General features: G+C 44.3%; 12 protein-coding genes and 1 pseudogene. 6 read left to right on the forward strand and 7 right to left on the reverse strand.

Annotation, left to right across the window (positions count from 1 at the left end; all coding sequences use genetic code 11):
• Positions 1-9 precede the first annotated feature (9 nt).
• Positions 10-768, reverse strand: a complete 759-nt coding sequence (locus tag LZ463_RS02700) for a TorF family putative porin (RefSeq protein ID WP_241453596.1) — start codon at positions 766-768, stop codon at positions 10-12.
• A gap of 345 nt (positions 769-1,113) precedes the next feature.
• Between LZ463_RS02700 and LZ463_RS02705 the strand changes: the two genes are divergently transcribed.
• The 4 genes and pseudogenes from LZ463_RS02705 to LZ463_RS02720 all read left to right on the forward strand — a co-directional run bounded on the left by LZ463_RS02705 (position 1,114) and on the right by LZ463_RS02720 (position 4,612).
• A complete protein-coding gene (locus LZ463_RS02705) occupies positions 1,114-1,356 on the forward strand; it encodes an accessory factor UbiK family protein (protein WP_241453598.1) in 243 nt (80 codons plus the stop codon).
• Between the two features lie 8 nt (positions 1,357-1,364).
• Positions 1,365-1,592 (forward strand): annotated as a pseudogene (locus tag LZ463_RS02710) (magnesium chelatase domain-containing protein); the annotation flags it as partial.
• A 60-nt stretch (positions 1,593-1,652) separates the two neighbouring features.
• Positions 1,653-3,473 carry a hypothetical protein gene (locus tag LZ463_RS02715; RefSeq protein ID WP_241453599.1) on the forward strand — a complete coding sequence of 607 codons (1,821 nt, stop codon included), beginning with the start codon at positions 1,653-1,655 and terminating at the stop codon, positions 3,471-3,473.
• Positions 3,474-3,757: 284 nt separating this feature from the next.
• Positions 3,758-4,612: a hypothetical protein gene (locus LZ463_RS02720; RefSeq protein ID WP_241453602.1), complete on the forward strand. Its 855-nt coding sequence runs from the start codon at positions 3,758-3,760 to the stop codon at positions 4,610-4,612.
• Positions 4,613-5,112: 500 nt separating this feature from the next.
• Here LZ463_RS02720 and LZ463_RS02725 read toward each other — a convergent pair whose 3' ends face one another.
• Positions 5,113-6,036, reverse strand: a complete 924-nt coding sequence (locus tag LZ463_RS02725; RefSeq protein ID WP_241453605.1) for a hypothetical protein — start codon at positions 6,034-6,036, stop codon at positions 5,113-5,115.
• 361 nt (positions 6,037-6,397) lie between these two features.
• On the reverse strand, positions 6,398-8,992 hold the full coding sequence (locus tag LZ463_RS02730) for a DEAD/DEAH box helicase (RefSeq protein WP_241453607.1): 2,595 nt from the start codon (positions 8,990-8,992) through the stop codon (positions 6,398-6,400).
• 342 nt (positions 8,993-9,334) lie between these two features.
• On the opposite strand from LZ463_RS02730, the gene LZ463_RS02735 reads away from it, so the two are divergent.
• Positions 9,335-9,706, forward strand: a complete 372-nt coding sequence (locus LZ463_RS02735) for a hypothetical protein (protein WP_241453609.1) — start codon at positions 9,335-9,337, stop codon at positions 9,704-9,706.
• A 133-nt stretch (positions 9,707-9,839) separates the two neighbouring features.
• On the opposite strand, the gene LZ463_RS02740 is transcribed toward LZ463_RS02735, so the two are convergent.
• The 3 genes from LZ463_RS02740 to LZ463_RS02750 all read right to left on the reverse strand — a co-directional run bounded on the left by LZ463_RS02740 (position 9,840) and on the right by LZ463_RS02750 (position 16,757).
• Positions 9,840-10,385, reverse strand: coding sequence for a hypothetical protein (locus tag LZ463_RS02740; RefSeq protein ID WP_241453610.1), 546 nt, complete (start codon positions 10,383-10,385; stop codon positions 9,840-9,842).
• Between the two features lie 287 nt (positions 10,386-10,672).
• The gene (locus LZ463_RS02745) at positions 10,673-13,984 is read right to left on the reverse strand and encodes a nuclease-related domain-containing protein (RefSeq protein ID WP_241453611.1); all 3,312 of its coding nucleotides are present in this window, start codon (positions 13,982-13,984) and stop codon (positions 10,673-10,675) included.
• Between the two features lie 151 nt (positions 13,985-14,135).
• Positions 14,136-16,757: a UvrD-helicase domain-containing protein gene (locus LZ463_RS02750; protein ID WP_241453612.1), complete on the reverse strand. Its 2,622-nt coding sequence runs from the start codon at positions 16,755-16,757 to the stop codon at positions 14,136-14,138.
• Positions 16,758-17,273: 516 nt separating this feature from the next.
• Between LZ463_RS02750 and LZ463_RS02755 the strand changes: the two genes are divergently transcribed.
• Complete coding sequence (locus LZ463_RS02755; protein ID WP_241453613.1) at positions 17,274-17,972, forward strand: DUF2059 domain-containing protein; 699 nt, start codon at positions 17,274-17,276, stop codon at positions 17,970-17,972.
• Positions 17,973-18,039: 67 nt separating this feature from the next.
• Here LZ463_RS02755 and LZ463_RS02760 read toward each other — a convergent pair whose 3' ends face one another.
• On the reverse strand, positions 18,040-19,272 hold the full coding sequence (locus LZ463_RS02760; RefSeq protein ID WP_241453614.1) for a hypothetical protein: 1,233 nt from the start codon (positions 19,270-19,272) through the stop codon (positions 18,040-18,042).
• Positions 19,273-19,309: the final 37 nt, after the last annotated feature.

Genomic DNA, 19,309 nt, shown 5'->3' on the forward strand with positions numbered 1-19,309 from the left:
CTCGGGTGATTAAAATGTTTTAACTGCCGTCAAGACCAATGTGGTCTTGCCAGTAAATTTGCCGGCAGGCGTCACGTACAACTTGCTGTCTGCATTGGTACCAAGTGCAGCCAGACCAAAGTTGACACCAAAAAATTCCTTGTTGACGCCGACTTTCCAGTCCGAATAAGAATAGGCACCATTGTTCTTGATGGTCTGACGGCCAACATGCAGACCCAGTGTGTAGCCTTCAGGCAATTCGATATTCGCTCCCAGATCCAGATAACCGCTGTTTTTGCTATTCACGAAACCGAACAGGTTGGTGACAGAATGCGAATACTTGGCATAAACCGGGCCGGTGCCGATCTGGCCATAGATTTCGGTCGTATTGGCATCCACAAAACCGGGAACCTTGTTCAAGCCATTGGATGGATAGACGTAAGAGAGCACACCGACGTCATAGGACACATCCTTGACGATTTCCCCTTTTTTACCGGCATACAGATCCCATTCGATGTCACCGCCACCACCGGCATCCTTGGTCCATTTGATGGTGGACAACCAGGTCCCTGCGTAAAAACCGCTGGGGTTATGTGTGTAGTCTGCCCCGCCTTGCAAGGCCGGGTCCATGCGCGACTGAGCAATCGCACGATAGCGGTACTCGCTGGCCAAACCAATGTTGAAGCTCACTTCATTGTCAGGCTTGGCTTCTGGTTTGGCATCTTCTGCCTGGGCAAAGCCCCCCAGGAATGTTGTGGCTACAGCAGCGGCGATTACTAATTTTTTCATTGCGCTTCCCCCTAGTGATTAAGATTTGATCAGTACTAAACCTGTACAAAGACCTATAGTGACCAGCCCTCTTGAATTCTTCTTTCCATTCACTGTTAGCAGGAGTCGTGCCAACTTGAACACTTATATACTGGCAAGCGCAAATCCCCTGTACTTCACATCTACAGCAAGCGTGGTAATTGCTTCAGCAAGGCTTGCCAGATGCGCTATCATTCCCATATAAGTAAAATCGCAAGTTGCAAAGAACCGGCGGCGCACCAATACAGAGCAAAATGAGGGCTGCACAAAAAAGCTGCAAAATCTAAAATGCACCAATACTGTGCAATTACAAAATAGAGGATAAATATGGATAAGCAAAATTTCTTTAATGACATGCAGGCAAAAATCAACCAGGTACTGGAAAATTCACCTGCCAAAGACATAGAAAAGAATGTCAAGGCCATGATGTCCCAGGGGTTTTCCAAGCTCGACCTGGTCACCCGTGAAGAATTCGACATACAAGCACAGGTACTGGCCAGGACCCGCGCCAAACTGGAAGCCCTGGAAGCCCGCGTCGCCGCGCTAGAAGCACAGCAACAAGACCAATAAGCGACCAGATGTCGCTCGCAGTCCTGAAAAGCCGTGCCCTGAATGGCATGGACGCACCGCAAGTTACAGTCGAGGTGCATCTGGCCAATGGCCTTCCCGCTTTCACTATTGTCGGCCTCCCGGAAACCGAGGTAAAAGAATCCAAGGACAGGGTCAGGGCCGCCCTGCAAAATGCCCGCTTTGAATTCCCGGCAAAACGCATCACGGTAAACCTGGCCCCGGCCGACCTGCCCAAGGTGTGACTAACATCGGTAAATGCGAATGCACATTGATAGATGCGAATGACACATCGATAAATGCAAATAAAGAATACGGACCGCTCGCTATATTTCCCACACCTTTACGTAATGGGATTGGCTCGCGTCTTGTGGATCGGGAAAGTTTCAAAACTTCCCGAGACGAATCAACCAACTTTTATTCAAGTGTACTGGGTGGAAATTCAGAGCGACGTAACCCATCCCGACTTCAATCATTGTGCACCGATTTCAAATACAAGAGTCCGATGCACCAACTTACCGATAGGCTATCTCACTTTGCTTCATGTCAATGCTATCTTGCACAAAGGCAAAATTGTAGACCCTTGGCCAGGTGCCAAACTACCCTTCGAAAAATCTACTTGTGGTCTTCGCCGAGTCGATTTCTCAAGAAGCAACTTAACTCTTTTCAATAGAAGAGACACAGATCAGTTCAACGAGCCAATATTAAAAATCAAAACGGATCGATTAAAAGATTATCCGGAATCAAACACCAAGTGCCTAGGTGTAAGGGTTGGTGATGATCCATATGCAATAATATTTTCGTGCGCGGAGTTACTGCGTTTCTTTTACTGCACATCGACAAAGATGGCCAGTGTCATTTTTGACGGCCGTATTGATCAACCGAGTAAGTATTTATATGACGACTCTGACAATAAATCATTCGGTCCGATAAATGGTCATGTTTTTATTACATTACGTCGAGGGATGCTAGACAGTGATGCTCACTTAATAGCATCAATGTTTTCAGATCCTGAAGTTTTACAATGTGCCCAATCAATCAGGAGAGAAGCTGCTAAAGATGAAGGGCAATTCCGTAACTTTTTAGCCTACCCTCCTTTCGATGGTGCTGTTGATCTAGAATTCCTCTACATCCCCATTCAGTCTAAAGAATCAGAACGTATTTTTGTAACTCGCATCACAAAAAGTTACCACAAAAGCAATTTCCAACACCTAAAATTTGATCGCGAACTCAATGAAGGCAATGGCGGTGTCGAAGACAGTCCAGACGAGCAAAAGATACCAACGCATGACGAAGAGTCCAAGAACAAAGAAGAGCCGTACGCATTAGAAAATGAAACTTATAGTGATCCCCGACTGGCGTTCGACTTCAGAAAAATTGAGCTAGGCAACCGATTTCCCGAAATTGCGCGAATCCCCGTCACCAAAGTTCCACCATCACAGCCTTCCCAAAAGAATAAGCGTCGAGTACTTGAAAAAATCGACCACTCCGCCAAAAATCTCTCTTCAGCGCATGGTAAAGGTGACGACAAGCGGTGTCGCAAAATTGAAATCCAATCGCCTGCCAATTTTGAGGTCGGACCAACTAATTCCCGAGACATATCTATCGACATCGGAGCCAATACCTATAAAAAAACAATCAAGCTATTACGTCTTGCTAAAGAAAAGAAAAAGTCGGAGGTATATTTTCTGGAAAATATACTTCCTCACTTTGCCATCGTCGATAACACTTACTTCAATGTCTATGCCGTCAAATCAAATGATTACCGAGCTCAGCAAAAATTCCACTTGATTGATAAATCCGAGGGGAAGGCCAGGATGGTTCTGGTCGTCAAACTTGTATCTGGAACAAAAACAAGGTTCTTGATAGATTTTCAGCAAAAGCAAGAAAACGAGGTTAGCTACCAAGTTTTTTGGTTTAAAGACGAAAAGGAACCAGAAGATATAGCCCCACTGCTGAAAGAAGCCCTGTACTGCTACGCAGCGACAAAAACTGCCGGTGGAAAAACCTACATCAACATTCAAGGCCTTCTATGGGGCTCGTTCAAACATAAGCAAGATGAAGTAAGCGATACCTGGATCATTGAGGAAGTCTTCGGTGCACAGCCCAAACCCGTTTAATTTTGGCAGCTTTAGAAAATTAACTGTTGTAATCAATAGCATAGTAGCCATGCACAAGTTCTACAGGTAGATGGCAAGTATCAAACATGACTTGTGTTCTTGTGTGGAAAAACGAGATACTTAGACTAACTAAATCTGGAATTACTGAGATTGACACATGAAATGCACTGGCTCAGACTTGACCTGACACGAACTGTCAGATGAGTTAGAGTTCTGAGAGCTCGCTACTGGCCAAAAATGAACCCCTGTTTTCAATTATCTTGCTAAGAAGCCTGAGTGAGACGATGTCAATACTATTAAACAGCCGATTTTCCTGCAACTCTGTAATTTGGATTAGCAGCCTTCCCAATGCAGAAATGTCTCCGACCAATCGCATGGTAGAAACTATGGCAGCTCACTCTAGGGAATTGGGGTTTTTATTTCAACACTTTTCTGTCTCAAGAATAGCAAAGCTCTGGGATCTTCTCGATGAGATTTCTATCCATGCGAGGGATTACAGTTTGAAACCTATCGTTCATTTCGACACGCACGGACACAAGGATGCTGGTATTTATGTTGATGGCGAAGGAGCTTACGCTGATTGGAACACCTTGGCTGAAAAGCTTCGAGCGATCAATATCAATACCAAGAATAACCTTGCCGTTGTCGGAGCAACTTGCTTCGGCTTGCAAGCCATAAAACCGATTTCGATCCAAACAGAAGTGCCCTTCTTTTTGCTTCTTGCGCCAGAAGACGATGTTACGGTCGGATTTCTTGAAGATAATGTTCCGAATTTTTATCGAACGTTGTTTGAACTTGGCGACATTGACGAGGCACAATTCCGACACCTTTCTAAGAAGTTTAAATACTTCCATTGCGAAAAAATGTTGTTCATCGTTATAGCACGTTACCTAAAAGAACAGTGTAAGGGGAAAGGCGGGGCAGAAAGAAGGGAGCGGCTGATCACGGAGATATTTTCCCAGGGTATGGAAAAAACGCCCGATAATCTCAAGCTGATTAGAAAAAAACTTAAAGAAGGCTTGCGGCCTGATCAGGGTCTGCTTGACCGTTTTACCGGAATTTTTCTTATCGGTCGACCATGCAGCTTCAGCATGGAGGACCTTGAAAACTTCATTGAATCGAGCAGCTTGCTGTCATAGCTTGTCAGACGTACAAACCATACTCGACCGTAGACGATGCCCGACCGCTTACCGGCAGTAACCGACCAGAAGTTACCGCTTGGGTGGCAAACTGATTTATATAAACGGGTATATTTGCAATTTTATTTCCACCGAAAAAATCAAAAAATCATCGAGTTTGCACATAAGTGGACTGATAAATTAACCGTACTGAACTATGAGGCCACACACGAAATGCTCCACTACGTTGCAAAGCATTCTGGACGCTCATTGGTTTACAGTCCGACCTAATTAAGAGATAGGATATAACAATGCAGTTAAATTAGCTTACTCTTGCATTGGATGGGAGTTTATTGAACGTTGTTCCGCCTTAGCCTACGGTGCGTCCAAAACACGGCGTTCTTGGCATGAATATGTTCAGGCCGGGGAGGAGTGTCTTAATGCTTATTTCCTGTCGGAGGAAGCGTTTAATGACTGATACCTATATTTTAGAGCCCGCCAGGGGAGTGTTAGCCGGTTAGTTATAACGTATGAGACTTTCGCTTATCCCAAAAACCACTTGTCATATCAAATTCATTCTCGCTAAGATTAAGAACTATCGCTTCTTCTGTGACTCTATTTTCGCTTGGTTTTGAGAAGGAGGGTGAGGAATTCATTTCCGACTGTAGCTGTGCTAATGTCACGTTTGATTTCAGATAACAAATTTGATGACCATAATACCCATTATGATCTTTTGAAAATAAAACATTTAGGCTGCTTACAGCCTTAAGCGACAGCCATAGATATTCCTTTTTTCCTGTATGCACAAACCCACAAGACCAATTATAGATTTTTTTAAGCTCCTCAAACGGTAAGGGTGATTCGATCAAGTTAGATGAGATAAGAAAATTTATAATTTTTAATGCAGGAAATTCGTTAGAAGTCCTTTTTTGCCCATCGCTTAGTTTAATTTCTGATGACTTGAAACCGACCATCCCTTTTAGCTTGCTTTCAATTGCGAGCCGAACAATAAATGGCACAGAGTAAAGAGAGAATACATTTTCTTGATCAAGAAAATCAATGTTTTTGTGATAAGTATCCGGTAGCAGCTTTGAAAGAGAAAGTCTAAATAATGTGTAACTAGGCAACTGGTTTTGCGCAACATAAGAATTATTTTTTATCAATTCCAGATCGGGATTCTCACTCGCAAACTGCCTAATATCACCAACAAATAATCTAGCAATTGAACCTAAGTCTACCGGCGATGGAAGAATCCCTATGTGATCTACATACAGGTTAGGATCATCAATCGCCGCAATAATAAGTTCGGCCTGTTCTACGATAATATTTAAATGCTGTTGAGGTTTAATTTTTATTGATGAGGGGTTGGGGAAATTCCCTTTGAAATCCTTGCTTTTGTACTTCGGGCTACGCTTTATTTGATCAATATAGTTTTTAAGTTCCATCGGAGCCTCAAAGGTTTTGCTAGCGATAGCTAGACATGATAAAAAATAACTTTGTTTTCTGTCGAAATTTCTGCCGTATAACATGCGAACGTCGAATTACATGTCGTGCAAGTTGCTGTTTAGAAGCAGCAACTTTGCGGACGGTAAATAACAAGACAGGGAAGCGGCGGCTGCACATACTGGGTTTATCCGACTCATACAAAACGTAGCTGTAGACAGGGGGCATGCCGCCTTGCACGGATAGCTAACATCTGGAGCTCGCGACGGCTGGCTGCTCTTCGTGGTGGTCTACCAAAGACTCCAACTCATCTGACGGTTCGTGTCAGATCAAGTCTGAGCTAGTACACATGAAAAGCACAAATTACGGAACGCTGCCAAGATAGTTCTTTGCCGGACGTGCCACCAGCCAAGCAAACAACCCTGGAGCATCAAGACGGTTCTCAGTAAGCGCCTGAACAGCTCTATCACGCCAAACTAAGTCCCCAGGCTCTTGGAACTCTCTGTGCAATTCTCGAATTATACCGAGGGCTATCTCGGACCATTGACGAAAATCCTCAATATCCCAGTGTGCTACGCGCACCAGAGATGGTATAGCCCCTTCCTTTGCTTTCTTGACTGGTGTAACCAGCACAGACTGAATCTGAGTTCCTGCGGAAGCAGGCACGTGCACACGCATCCAATCTGGGTGTGAAGCAGCCTGGCGTGCTTTTTTTGCATCAATAATAGACGTGTCTTTGGCGTCTGCATGATCTTCGAAAACAATAGTTATGTCCCCAACAATCCACCATGGGTCAGGAGATGCGTCAGTTTCCATTTTTCCCGCATTAAAACCTAGATGTTCCCCTAACAGTACCTGCGCTTGTTCAAAGCTAGTACCTTCTTTAAGTCCATCACGGATTTGCTTCTCACGCGCAGAGAAATCACGATTATGCAATGTGCCCAGTCTTACCAACTGCGCTTCCAATTGCTCTACCTGCATGAGTAAAGTGCGATTGGAAACTTCATCTGGACTAGGCTCCTCGGCTATGCTGCCACGTGCCAATCCGATGAGCCAAGGTATTCTGTTAGCCGCATCTTTGGCCTTACGATACTGGCTTCGAGCATGTGCATCGAAACCAGTGACTCCTGCACGTGCGGCTGCTTCTGCTGCAGAACCAGCAAGGTAATGCCATAGAGCTCTATACCCACGCAAACCTGGGTCAGTAAGTCCACCCAGTACTTCTCGTGCTGCATCGTAGGCTTTTACGTAGTCCTCATTCCATATTGCTGTCTGCCAGACAATTTCATGGCTAACGATACTTTCGAGCTGATCCATCGCAGGGAATCTTTCTTGAGTAGCTGCCTCACGCATGTCCAGAATACTTTGATTAGCCTCCTCCCAATCTTCCTCATGCTCCAGGAAACTATCAAAGTTGTCCAGGAAATCCTGGCTGCCTACCTTGGTCGATTGATCTACACCGAATTCTAGTTCAGCTTGAAGTTCAGGATGAAAATATTTACGTCGCTTGCGATCCGTCAAATATGCAGGAAGTTCGTCACCTGTAACTACGACTGCAGAATAGTCATTCAACCCACGAGTACAACGACCAATGGCCTGCAACACCCGTGTTTGAATGCGTTCGTTGAACAATAAATTTGCCCCCATACGGTTTATGAGAAACCGCTCCTGCAGGTTTGTTGTACTAGACAAACCCTCAACAAATAGCAACCGGCAATCATCATTAGGGAAATCTATACCATCGTACCTGTTCGCTATTACTGCAACAGCATTCTCGGTTTTAGTGAACCCCGCTTTACTGATCTCAAGTTCATCCGCGGTAAAGATCGCGTGCTTTAAATTCTGCTCAAGATCTTCGATCACCGCATCAGCGTCAGGCGTATTCGGAGTCAATATTAAGCTGCGTCCAGCTTTACGAATCAGCTCCCTGCGTAGCTGTAAAGTCTTGTCTTCAGTTAATGACTTCTCAGGAAATAAGAAGAATCGTCGGCCAATGCCTTGTTTGTCCCAACCTTCGGGAATCGGCAATCGCTTAATACCTGGACGCCCTGTCAAACGCTCCAAGTCACCACCGGCGCCGAGTGTAGCAGACATAAATATGCGCTGTCTTGCCCCAATGAAAGGATCATGTGCCCATGTTGGAGGAATCAGTGGACGCAACATAATCTCACTTGATGAGACGTAAAGCTGACAAGCGTGAAGATGATTGACAAGCATACTCCAAGGGTAGCGGTGTTTTGACCCTCTTACATTCGCACTGATTGTTGCATGCAATTCGCTTGATATCTCGGCCAGTATATGGCTTGGAATTTTATCTACCCAACTCACATCGTCAATACCATGCCAATTGCCTGTCAGCCGAGTGTAGTTTTGTGCGCTAAGGACCGGTTTCAGCACAGTAGCAACTGCCTTAAATAGCGTTTCGTCTTCAGGCTCAAAACGGTTGATGCGTAGGGTCCACTGGCTCGCCATATAGTTTTCGGCGGCGTGGGCGTCATCGATAATAATGATGTCTGGATTTTCAAAGAATGGATTGGTATTGAACAAGCTATTATAAGTTGTCACCGCCACTCTCTCGCCATCTTGATAGGATGTTTTGGCTTCAGGTGTATAACTTTTTATTGGGCCAGTAAATGGTTCGATGGTCAGTCCATATTTCGATGAAGCTTCCTCCGCAACCTGATTGACAAGCTGTCGAGTAGGACACAGATAGACGACACGCTCATGAAATTTCCGTCGGCGCCATTCTGCCAACAACAAGCCGACCAAAGTCTTACCACTACCCGTAGGTAGTTGGAGTGCCACATCAGGCACATCTACGGCTTGCGCAACGTAGTTACGTAGCACCTGTCCTTGATGATCGAATAAGCTCGCATGCTTACGGCGTGGCAGGTCTCGAAATAATCTGTCTGGACTATCTGGCACGGCAGTATGGGTAGTTGGTTTTTTAAACGCCATGAGAATTAGACCTTGAAATTATTAATTTAATAATATATCAAAAACTGCAATCTTATTATTTGCCTAAGTTGTTGATTATAAAACACCATCGCCAAAATATAGACTTATTTACAATATTTAAATAATTGAAATTTAATATGGCAACATTTAGACGTTCTATAGGTCGCTTTTCCCTGTAAATCTGCGATAGCTGGTACCAGTGCTCAGATCAATCGAAGCACGCAATAAATCTCACGCATTCGATCTGCAATTGGAATTGACAGACAAATCACGCACGTTTCAGTACTAGCTCGTCTCCCCCTCAGATCAAAATAAGTCTTCATATTCATCTGGGGTGCTTAAATGAAAACGAGCAGCAGTCATAATCTCGGCAATCTTGCCAAATGTTCAATTGCAGCAACAGGTACAGAATTCAATAAATCACGTCACTCAAAACATAAAGAGGGAAAAGCATTTAAACGGATCACCAAATTGCTGTTACGCGATCTAGTGAGGACCTTGGAAAGAAAATTTGTTGACAGAAGCTTGGAGCATTGGGGATACAAACAAGCTGCCGCGCAATTTCACTATGAAACTGGCTGCTCATTACGGTCTGCCGAAAAATATTTTTATCATATTCAAGATATCGCAGAATGGCGCCATATCTTGGGGAGAGACATAACCTACAGTGATTATTATTCAAAAATAGGTCGGCCAATTATCCGCTTACCCTAATTTTAATGCTTCTAATCCAGGCCGGAACCGACACACCCGGTCAGAGGCCCAGCTCTACACAGAAGCGAAAATTGCAGTTAAAGAGTGGGCACCTCTCAATCACTCATGCTTACTAAAACCCGCTTTCTTTAACTTAGCGTATGGGAATTACGAACAATTGCTCTTTTGTTTTCTTACCGAGTTTGAAGTATTCCACCAATATCTCATGCCGTTCGCGACGAATTTCCATAAATACTCCGACCGAATAACCGCAAACGTGCTCTGGATGACCGCCCTCCCAGGCCCAAACCCCGTCATGGGGTACACGGGTCATTGCGATTAGCCGAGCCACGTCATCATCTTTTTCGTGAGCCGGACGTGATGACTTCTTAACTTCTACTGCAATGAGATTATCATTGGGAGCAAGTATCTCGCCACGGGAATGAACAATTAAGTCTGCAGTTATTGAGACAACCTGGAACTGATCATTGATAATCGTCTTAACTTTATCACGCTGCTTCCGATTGTATTCAACATCTGCATAGTAACCGGACACTCCCTCCTGCTCTAATTGTCGTTCAATGAAGAGGGCCAGGCGGCCGCATGTGTTACGCTCACTCACATTAGTGAGTAGCGAGCTGCCTTCTCGTTTCAAGAATGCTCTGAGTGCATCATCAAAAATGAGTTCTGGGCGGCGCATACAAGTCTCTATTAGTAATATTTGTTCGCTGGCTGGCTATATCCAATTATTGAATATACCAAGTACGAGTGATGTACTCAGCTTGAACTCTAGTTTATCCGGCAATTTCTGGCATGTCAGTCCCAATAAGTATCGTCTAAGCCCCGATAACCAGATTCTTTGGGCACTCAAGAGACATTTCTCTCCAACTTGAGTTTTTAAAAATACACGATTGATTATCACCACTCACTGAACAGCTCAAGTATTTCCTAGCTTGAGAAGCTGCTTGTCAAGCTCAGCATTTTTTGCTAACGAAAACGCGTGCGCTCCTCAATTCTTTCGATCGCTTTCAATGAACTGGTACCATAACTTCCGTGGTCACAGAGGGTCCTAAGTATGCTTAAGTCGCTGATATCTCCCATATCGCCCAATACCCCTATAGCGAAGCAGATAATGTCGTGCGTATCGTCCCGGATTTTGTGCTGAAAATACGATACCTGCTTATCCCGGCGCATGAGTGCTTCCCTGCAGATCACTAAACATAACTCTGGAAATTGACTAGTCAGCAAAATTTGATCTCGGTCCGAACGGAACACACAGGAAGTAACTAGCTGCAACGTACCAGCACTTGCGCACAGCGAATGATCAAGAAGAACGTCTCTGGCGGCGGCTGTGTACGTTGAAATCAGGGCTTCATCCAAGTCCTTCCTACTCGACCAATATATGAGTTCACCGCAAGCTAACATAGCGTTTTCCGCGGCAGACGATGATTCACCTCTGTATTGGGGCAATGCCACCTTAATCACGCCGAGCGCTTCATGGGCGTTGATGAAAATTTCGATGGCCTCTTGAGGCATGGGGCTGTGCCGATCAGGTAATGCCGTCCATCTAAAAAGTACCTGTGCCATCGCAGGGTCATTAAATTGGGACAGCCTTCGGATAAGTGTTCCTAAAAACAAAAGAAAGCCTGAATTAGCACCGCGGCATGCCTTGTAAAAGAGTAACTTCTGCCGAGACTCATCTAGTTCATGAATTTCTTCCCAATAGGCAGTATCGAAAGGGTGATCAAATTGTCGAGAATAGAGACTCCAGGCTAACGCATCTGCTTTGCTCCCATCCGTATTCAATGCTTGCTCGATCTCGAGGCGAATTACTAGAACATGATTTTGCGCCTCTTCTTCCAATGCACCAAATGCATTGAGCGCTTCAAAAATACCGGAATTCAACATGATACCTAGCTTGTCAATCAGCATATTAAGTATGGTGACAATCTCCTTACGATATGGCTCCCCGACATTGTGAAGGTACTGAGAAAAATCGATCAAGTCCAGTTGAAGGTTGTAAGGGTAATCCTTAATGTTTTGTAAGAGCCGAACAATATGTGGTGCCGCAATATCATAACTTTCAACATGCCTTGTCAGTCCGATGAGAAAGTAATATTGACCTGGTGTTGCTGCACTAGACCATGCCGTTTCAAGCACTTGGTTGCAACCGATACCTACCTGACCGCGGAATGATAAACCTCCACTGTGTGCAAACCTGATCAACTGCGATATAGCAGCTTCATGAGACGTGATGTAGACGGTCCAGAACATCGCATCTCGAAGAGGTATCTTCTTCGCCTTGGCTTCAGCCTTAAATTGCTCCGAAAAAACTGCTATCGCCTCATCCATATTCTTGCATGCGGCCATTATTACATCCACATAGTGGCCGCCCATCAAGCCTTGTCCAATTGCTGCAAGATAAGGACTGAACTTCTCCAATTCAGATAAGCAAGATTCTTTGTTAACCGCAACACCGGTCCATTCTTCTCCAACAATCTGAAAATCTATACGTTTTGACTCAACAAGCATACCCGCCAGCAGGTCATCAATTTTATGTTTTACTTCAATTTGCGCGGTAACACCACATTCACCCCGAACGCACGCAACAATCAGGTCGGAATCATTTGTGTTTTCAAGTACGGCCTGCAGTATTTGCTCATCCTCAATTGCACCAAGAATAAACGTCCTTGATATGAAATATCGTGGTGAGGCTAAGGCAGTAAGGATATGATTTATATCTCTGTTCGCTGCTCTGATTACAAACTCAGCGGCAAATGCTGTGAAAAACAACTCGTGCACGAAACTTATCCTGTCGCCACGAATCTGCAGCAGCTTGGACCGCAGCAAAACCTGGCGAGTTTCATCATCCAAATTATCGATATCACACAGTCGATCAAACTCTCGAATGGAAATACTAAAACAGGCCCGTTGAACGAGGGTTCCAGCAAATGCGCTTAAGAAGCGAATATTTTTTGAGGCTGTACTACCCAGTTTTTTCCTGGCATAGGTATCAAACAGCACGAATCGACTTGCGCCCGCCGGCAACAATGCTCCGACCTGCCCTACCAGACCAGCTTCTAGACCAGAACTCACCACCTCAAGTAGACTGCGGAAATTTTCAGCCTGGCCTTCTTGTCTTTCAAGCCCGGCAAGCAAAGCTTTGAGTTTCTCTGTCGGCCTATCTATAACGACAGATTTCATTCTGAGCAGATCATGTCTTACAAGGTTTTGCTGGGTGGTGACAACAATGCCAGCGCGATAGCGTTGCGCGAATACCTTGAGACTTCTTGTCAAGTGAGCCTTGAGGCCATCAGGACATTCGTTATAGCCGTCCAGAAACAGAACGATACGTTTGCCAAGAAATTTACCAGCGGTGATAAGGTTGCTTGCTGAAGGCATTCCTAATAAAGCCGCTTCTCTATCTAAAAGACGTTTAACTTCACCATCAAAGTTCTTGGCTGAAACGAAAATGGGTAGGTACTCAGCTGCTGTACATGCAGCCGCACAAGATGTCGCAAGCAGCGTTTTACCACAGCCCGCTGGTCCATGGATCAATAGACCAGTCTCGCCTTCCTCGACCATTGATCGTACTTGGGCAGGAGTAATTTCAAGATCAGAACATTTATATTGATCGTCAACAAGTTCTGCAGCCACAGGTCCATAAAATTCGCTAAAGGCTTTGATATATGCCTCGTATGACCTTTCCATTGCGAAAACCTGGGGACTTATCGCGGCATCAATGCTTCCCACCTGATCAAGACCCAGTCGCTTGGCTAAATTCTCACATTTGTCCTGCGTGAGCAAAGCATCTGACGGTTGCAGTAGCAGACTCTCAAGTTGAGCAAGCCCAGCAACTGCAACCTTGAAGTCGCCCGGTGGCAAAGACGAACCTTTCGGAATAACGGGCACAATCACTAAAAGCCCGTTGAGATATCCGTTGACCTGGCATACGCCCTGCATCTCATCACGGAATGCGTTTTTGGCATCCAGTGTCTGATTGTACGCATTGCGGATCTTCCGGGTTCCGGGGCCGATTTGCTCCCATAGACCGTTCACAGTCCCTCGTACCGGCAGTGAGTAACCTTTTACTTCAATCACCACTGTCGTAGTTTCAGTGAAAACGGCAAAGTCTATTTGTCGGCCATTCGCATTGAAATTGGCAAATACATAAGCCCATTTGCCATTTTTGATCAACAAATCACAGATAGCATGGAGACAGTCATCTTCAGATTTATACTGAATCGGCGCCCCAATGAAGATTCTAACTAGATTTGGGGTATTCAAACCATCAGTCATTTCTTCCCTCTTAGCATTCTTTTAGATGAATTTCAGCAACATAAGTTACCTCTGCTGAATGACGTATTTTCCGTCCGAATTGCGATGATTATTGGTACCGATTTAGGAATCACGCCAGCACTGCTTCGTCTAAAAGAATTCAAAAGGAGAACTAGTGCTCTTGCATTTTCTCAATTTGAAAGCGTGCAGCAGCTCCGATACCTTTTGATTTTTCTTTTTTTCCTTCGATGAACCAAATTACCCTACGCATTCCTCTTGTAGTAGCAACATAAGCAAGCTGTACTGCTTCGTCTGACTGTGCCTTGTCGTACGTAAAACCCTCCGGGAGCCAGTCAACGCATTCATACACGCGGTTTCTCAATTTGTGAGTATTTTCGTATACACAGTCTTCTATCAATACTGCGACTTCTCCCTGTAAGCCTTTTGCACGATGATATGTGTAGAAAACCACGCCAGGTAAATCCTTAATTAAAGGTCTGATAGCATTCAAAGTCTCGTTTCGTCGGCTCATGACGATGACTTTATTTTTATATGTTTTTTTTAAACCGGACACATATGCATGTTGCTCTGTGATTTTTTCTACAATCCTCGCCTTGGTTTCTTCATCAAGGTCTTTATAGGGCTCAAACTTTATCCCATGATCTCCTGGCTCAGACAATCGTCTCGTAGTGCATTCCTTTTCACGACCATAGCCATTTGATGAAAGTAGGATTTCAGATCCACGTACGATTGGCTCAATTGACCTGAAATTCTCTACCATAGGAAGCCTGCTAGCTTTACCAAGCCATGGATGTGACGGAAAATGTCTGTCAAATTCCTTGAAAAAACTTGGTACACTCCCTCGCCAGCCATAAATTGATTGCCGATCATCACCAATTGCCATAAGGCTGACAGAAGGATCAACATCTTCGCTGCCCATAGCAAGATCTCTTCTTTCCACAATGCGTCTCTGATTTTTAAGTAGCCACGCAACAATTTGTGGTGAAATATCCTGAAATTCATCGATAAGAAGATGTGAAAACGGCATCAACATCCTATCGTGTATGCGTTTCTCCTGCATATTTTCGCTTGCGAGCTCCAGGAACGCAAAATTGAAAGTTGCCATTTTTCGAGTGCGTAAGTCATTTTCAAACTGCCGCCAAAATCTAGGCAACGCATTACTAAAGTGATATTCGAGGCATTGAGACCGATATGGCCTCATCTTTTTAATCGCTTTGGAAACTTCCAATCCCATGCTTTCTATAAAACTTGCCTGACTATAGAAGGCCTCAAAAATAGGACTAGGTATAATTTCCCCATCAAGTTGAATATTAAAAATGGGCGCACTGATTGGCTCAAGTACTTTTTTAGCATATCCGTCCATGTCAAACCGGGCCGTCATGCCCTTAAAATTCTTCATGCTATCTGGGCTATTGATGTAATAATGTTTACTTCCAAGATATCGCGAAATGATGTTTTTTTTCACCTTGATCACATGATAAATTCGCCGCTTGCTATTATCACTCGGGTCTAAAATAGTTTCTTCTGAGTCAAATAGTCTATCTTCATAGAAAAATCCTCCTATGAATACAAACTTTCCTTCGGATGGAACAAAACCATTCGCAAAAAATTGGTAACCAAATGCCTCAAATGCGAATAGGGGTCCAATTTCGAAATTGGATTCTGGAAATCCACAAGAGATTCTGATTTTCTCGTTGATTTTTTCAACAATGCTCTTATCCCTGGCGCTAGCAATTTTCGTCACAATAGAATCATAAATATTTTCCGGTATATCGTTATTGACCGATCGCTTTAATTCCATTTGCCGCATTGCGTCAATATGCAGCCTGAAAGTCTCGTCAGAATTGTAGAGAGCAATATATGATTCCTTTAACGCAGTGACTTGGAGATCGCTCAGCTTCATTGAGGAAAATGGGTTTTCAACGTCTTCTAAACCAAATTCGTCATCCAATATATCTTTATCGTCAGTGCTGGTCACCACTTCCACAGGACCCTGTTCATTTTTTACTTTCAAATTTTCGAAGAAATCGATTTTTCCAAGTATTCGCTTCGACATCTGAAGTAGCATCGAATGAAATGTCCGCACAAGCTTTTTTGCATCTTCATATTCAAAGGAAGAGTCCCCCCAATGTTTGATGACTTTAACTAAGGTGTACCTCAAATCTTCGCATGCTGCTGTGGTAAAAGAAACGACAGTTATCTCGTTCTTTTGAATCTTAAGATGCTTCAACATGAAAATAACACGCAGTATCAAAGTCGTGGATTTCCCTGAGCCGGCTCCGGCAGTAATACAAGTCGCAGGGCCATCCGCAAAAATCATCTTCCATTGATCATCAGTTGGTGGCGGAATTATTCTTTTTGCGACAGCATCAGCAACTTCTTTTTGCATGTTGCGACGCATCTCATCGGTGATTTCAAATTTCTGTGGCCCGTAAACGGATTGATCTATTGATGTCGAACCGATTGCGCGCTCGTCCGTAATGACCCAGATATTTTTCCCTTCTTCAAGCCCTCTTTGATATCCACTCTCCTCGCCGGCAAGAGACCCGTTTTCGTACCCAGTCTTTTCGCCCAATGCATATCCAACTTTATGACCGGCCTCCTTACCCACTTTGTAACCTTTTTGATGCCCAGACTTGTATCCGTCCTCATGAATTTTCCTGATATGACTGGGGATGGTCTTTGCTACCAACGGCGGTGCATTTCTCAGTACCCAGGCATAAGTTCCTCGAAAGAAATCCGCCATACTTTCAACCAGTGATCGTATATCCATGTACTAGGCCAAGTAAAAATTGAGAAAATTAAAACCGCCCATGCTCGGGCTAACAAGATTCAATTCAATAATCAGCCTATTATGCTATTAATGAATATTTTTATTTAATCAGACAACAAATCGCCAAGTCAATCAGTCACCCATTCGCGTCTCAAACTGGACACCCTGCCGCATTTCAAAGTGGACACCTAGTCGCCTGATCAGACAGGGTGAGTTTAAAGACATGAACCTTGGTTACTGCCAGGTAAATCGGTTTATGCGACAACTATCTTGACTCGCTCCGGCAGCGACACTATCGCTGCACGGTTGAGTTTGTAATGACGGTATTCATCCATAGTAGCCAACCTACTTCAAATGCCTGTATTGTACCTGTGGTTACTATTGCGATCCGTAAAAATGGTACTGATGAGGCGCTTACCATGCATGCAGCATGCATTAATAGTCTCTAGAAAGATCTATCGCGTCAAACTATTCAGGGTCAATTACAATGCCATCTTGCACACAATGGAGCCAATTTTGAAGACTATTCTTAAACATCTGATGATCATTGGAATACTGCTTACTGCATCCTTAGCACAGGCAGCAGCACCGACACCAGAGATGAAACAAGCTTTAAAGGAATTTATTGAAGTTCAAAATTTGGAACAAGCCTGGATAATTATTATTGAGAATGCTGCAAAAAATGGCTCTGAAGAAGTGGTCAAGGGGGCAATGCGAAAATTAGAGAGTAGTAGTTCTTTATCTGAAGTTGAGCGCACCAGGATTAAAAACGTCATCTTGGAAATGACACCAAAAATCGCGAATGAGGTGACTGCCTTTCATAAAAATTTAGATGTAAAAACCATGGTCACTGAGATGATTGAAGCGATTTACCCCAAATATTACAATGTACAGGAGATACGCGATTTGACCATGTTCTATGGCAGCATGGCTTTCAGAAAAACTGCAATATTTGGTCGTGAAATTGCCACAGAAAGTGCCATCACTGGTGAAAGTAAGAGAGTACTCTGGCGTCGCTATGACAGCAAATTCACACCACAGGAAACCAAGCAAAAACTTGAATTCGCCAGCTCGGCAATTGGACTTAAGCAAAACGCAATCGGTGCGAAAGTCAATGCTGAATGCCTAGATTTTTTCTATAATCGTACTACGCCGGAACTGTTAAAGATCGCAGATAGATATGGCGAGGTGCTGGCAAAACGACTCAACCCGTAGGACACCCTGTAGCACACTAAGCCCCCTCGTGAGATAAGGCATCCCTGAATTTATTAGTAATTAAGCTCTAGAAACAATTCGTCGTCACCGTACTACCAAATCGTGTTGAGGTACAGTTGACAGAAGTATTAGGTCTTGGCTGTACCTGGGGTTTCTGGTTCAACATTTGCAGCAACTGCAAGCTTTGCTGGAAATTATTTTCTTGCTGCTGTTGCTGTGCTTGTTGTTGCGCCTGTTGCTGTGCAAGCCGCATACGTGCTTCTTCGATTTCTAGCTGGCGGCGGGCTTCTTGCTGCCTTTGCAGTTCAGCTTCGCGCTGCTGCTGGTTTTTTGCTTCAGCATAACGCCTTTGTGCTTCTGCTTCCTGTTTTCTTCTCGCTTCTGCAAGTTCTTTCTCTTGCACGCTGCTGATGATAGCGCTGATTTTTTGTTTGAAATCTAGGTCAAGTCTGGCACGTGTTTTCGCCAGGTCGCCATAGGTGGTCTTGCCGCCATACAGGTCAGCAACGGCTGACTTCAAATCCAGTCTGTAAGCATTGATGACTTGTGTCACTTCAGGCATAAGCATTTTCTTTCTCGGCTCTTCCTGTATGTCGGTGCATCTTTCCCACTCTGTAAATACATAGGAGAGTGCCGCTTTTTCCTTGGCATTGGGTTTAGACGTATTGCCCAGAATTTCTAATGTGGCTGTTTTATTGGTATCAATGATCACCTTGCCAGAGAGTGATTTTGTTCGTGGATCTCCATATAATCTGTCGAGACAAGCCAAAGATTCCGTTCTCGTGCGTTCATCTTGCGCTTGTCGTTCTTTTTCCTGCTGCTGGGTAAGGGCTTGCTGGCGATTGTATTCGACTTCTGCTTCCAAATATTGTTTGATTTTTTCTTGCAAACCTGGATTGGCCTTGTAGAGATTGGATAAAGCAGCAATCGAATCGCTGTCTTGTTGTGCTGCTGCTTTTTCGTACCAGAAGGCACCCCGGACGATATCTTTTTTATGGTAGACATAGAGCCAGGCCAGATGCTCCTGCGCCTTGACATAACCTTGCTGAGCCGATTTAAAAAACCATGCCTCAGCCTCTTCGAAGTCTGTTGCTGTTCTCGATCCACTCATGATGTAAACGCCTGCATTGAATTGCGCCACGGCATTTCCCTGGGCCGCCAATTTTTTGTAAATCTCGTATGCCTCTTTTCGGTCACCGCGTTTGTCAGCAATTTCTGCCTCTTCTATCGTTTGCGAAATCCCAGGGAAACTGGCTAGTGTCAGGGCTGCAATCAGGCAGAGCTGTATGGTTTTTTTCATAGCATCAATATTGGAAGAGAACATTATTGATGGTAGC

Source organism: Undibacterium paludis (genome assembly GCF_022568815.1).
GTDB lineage: Bacteria > Pseudomonadota > Gammaproteobacteria > Burkholderiales > Burkholderiaceae_D > Undibacterium.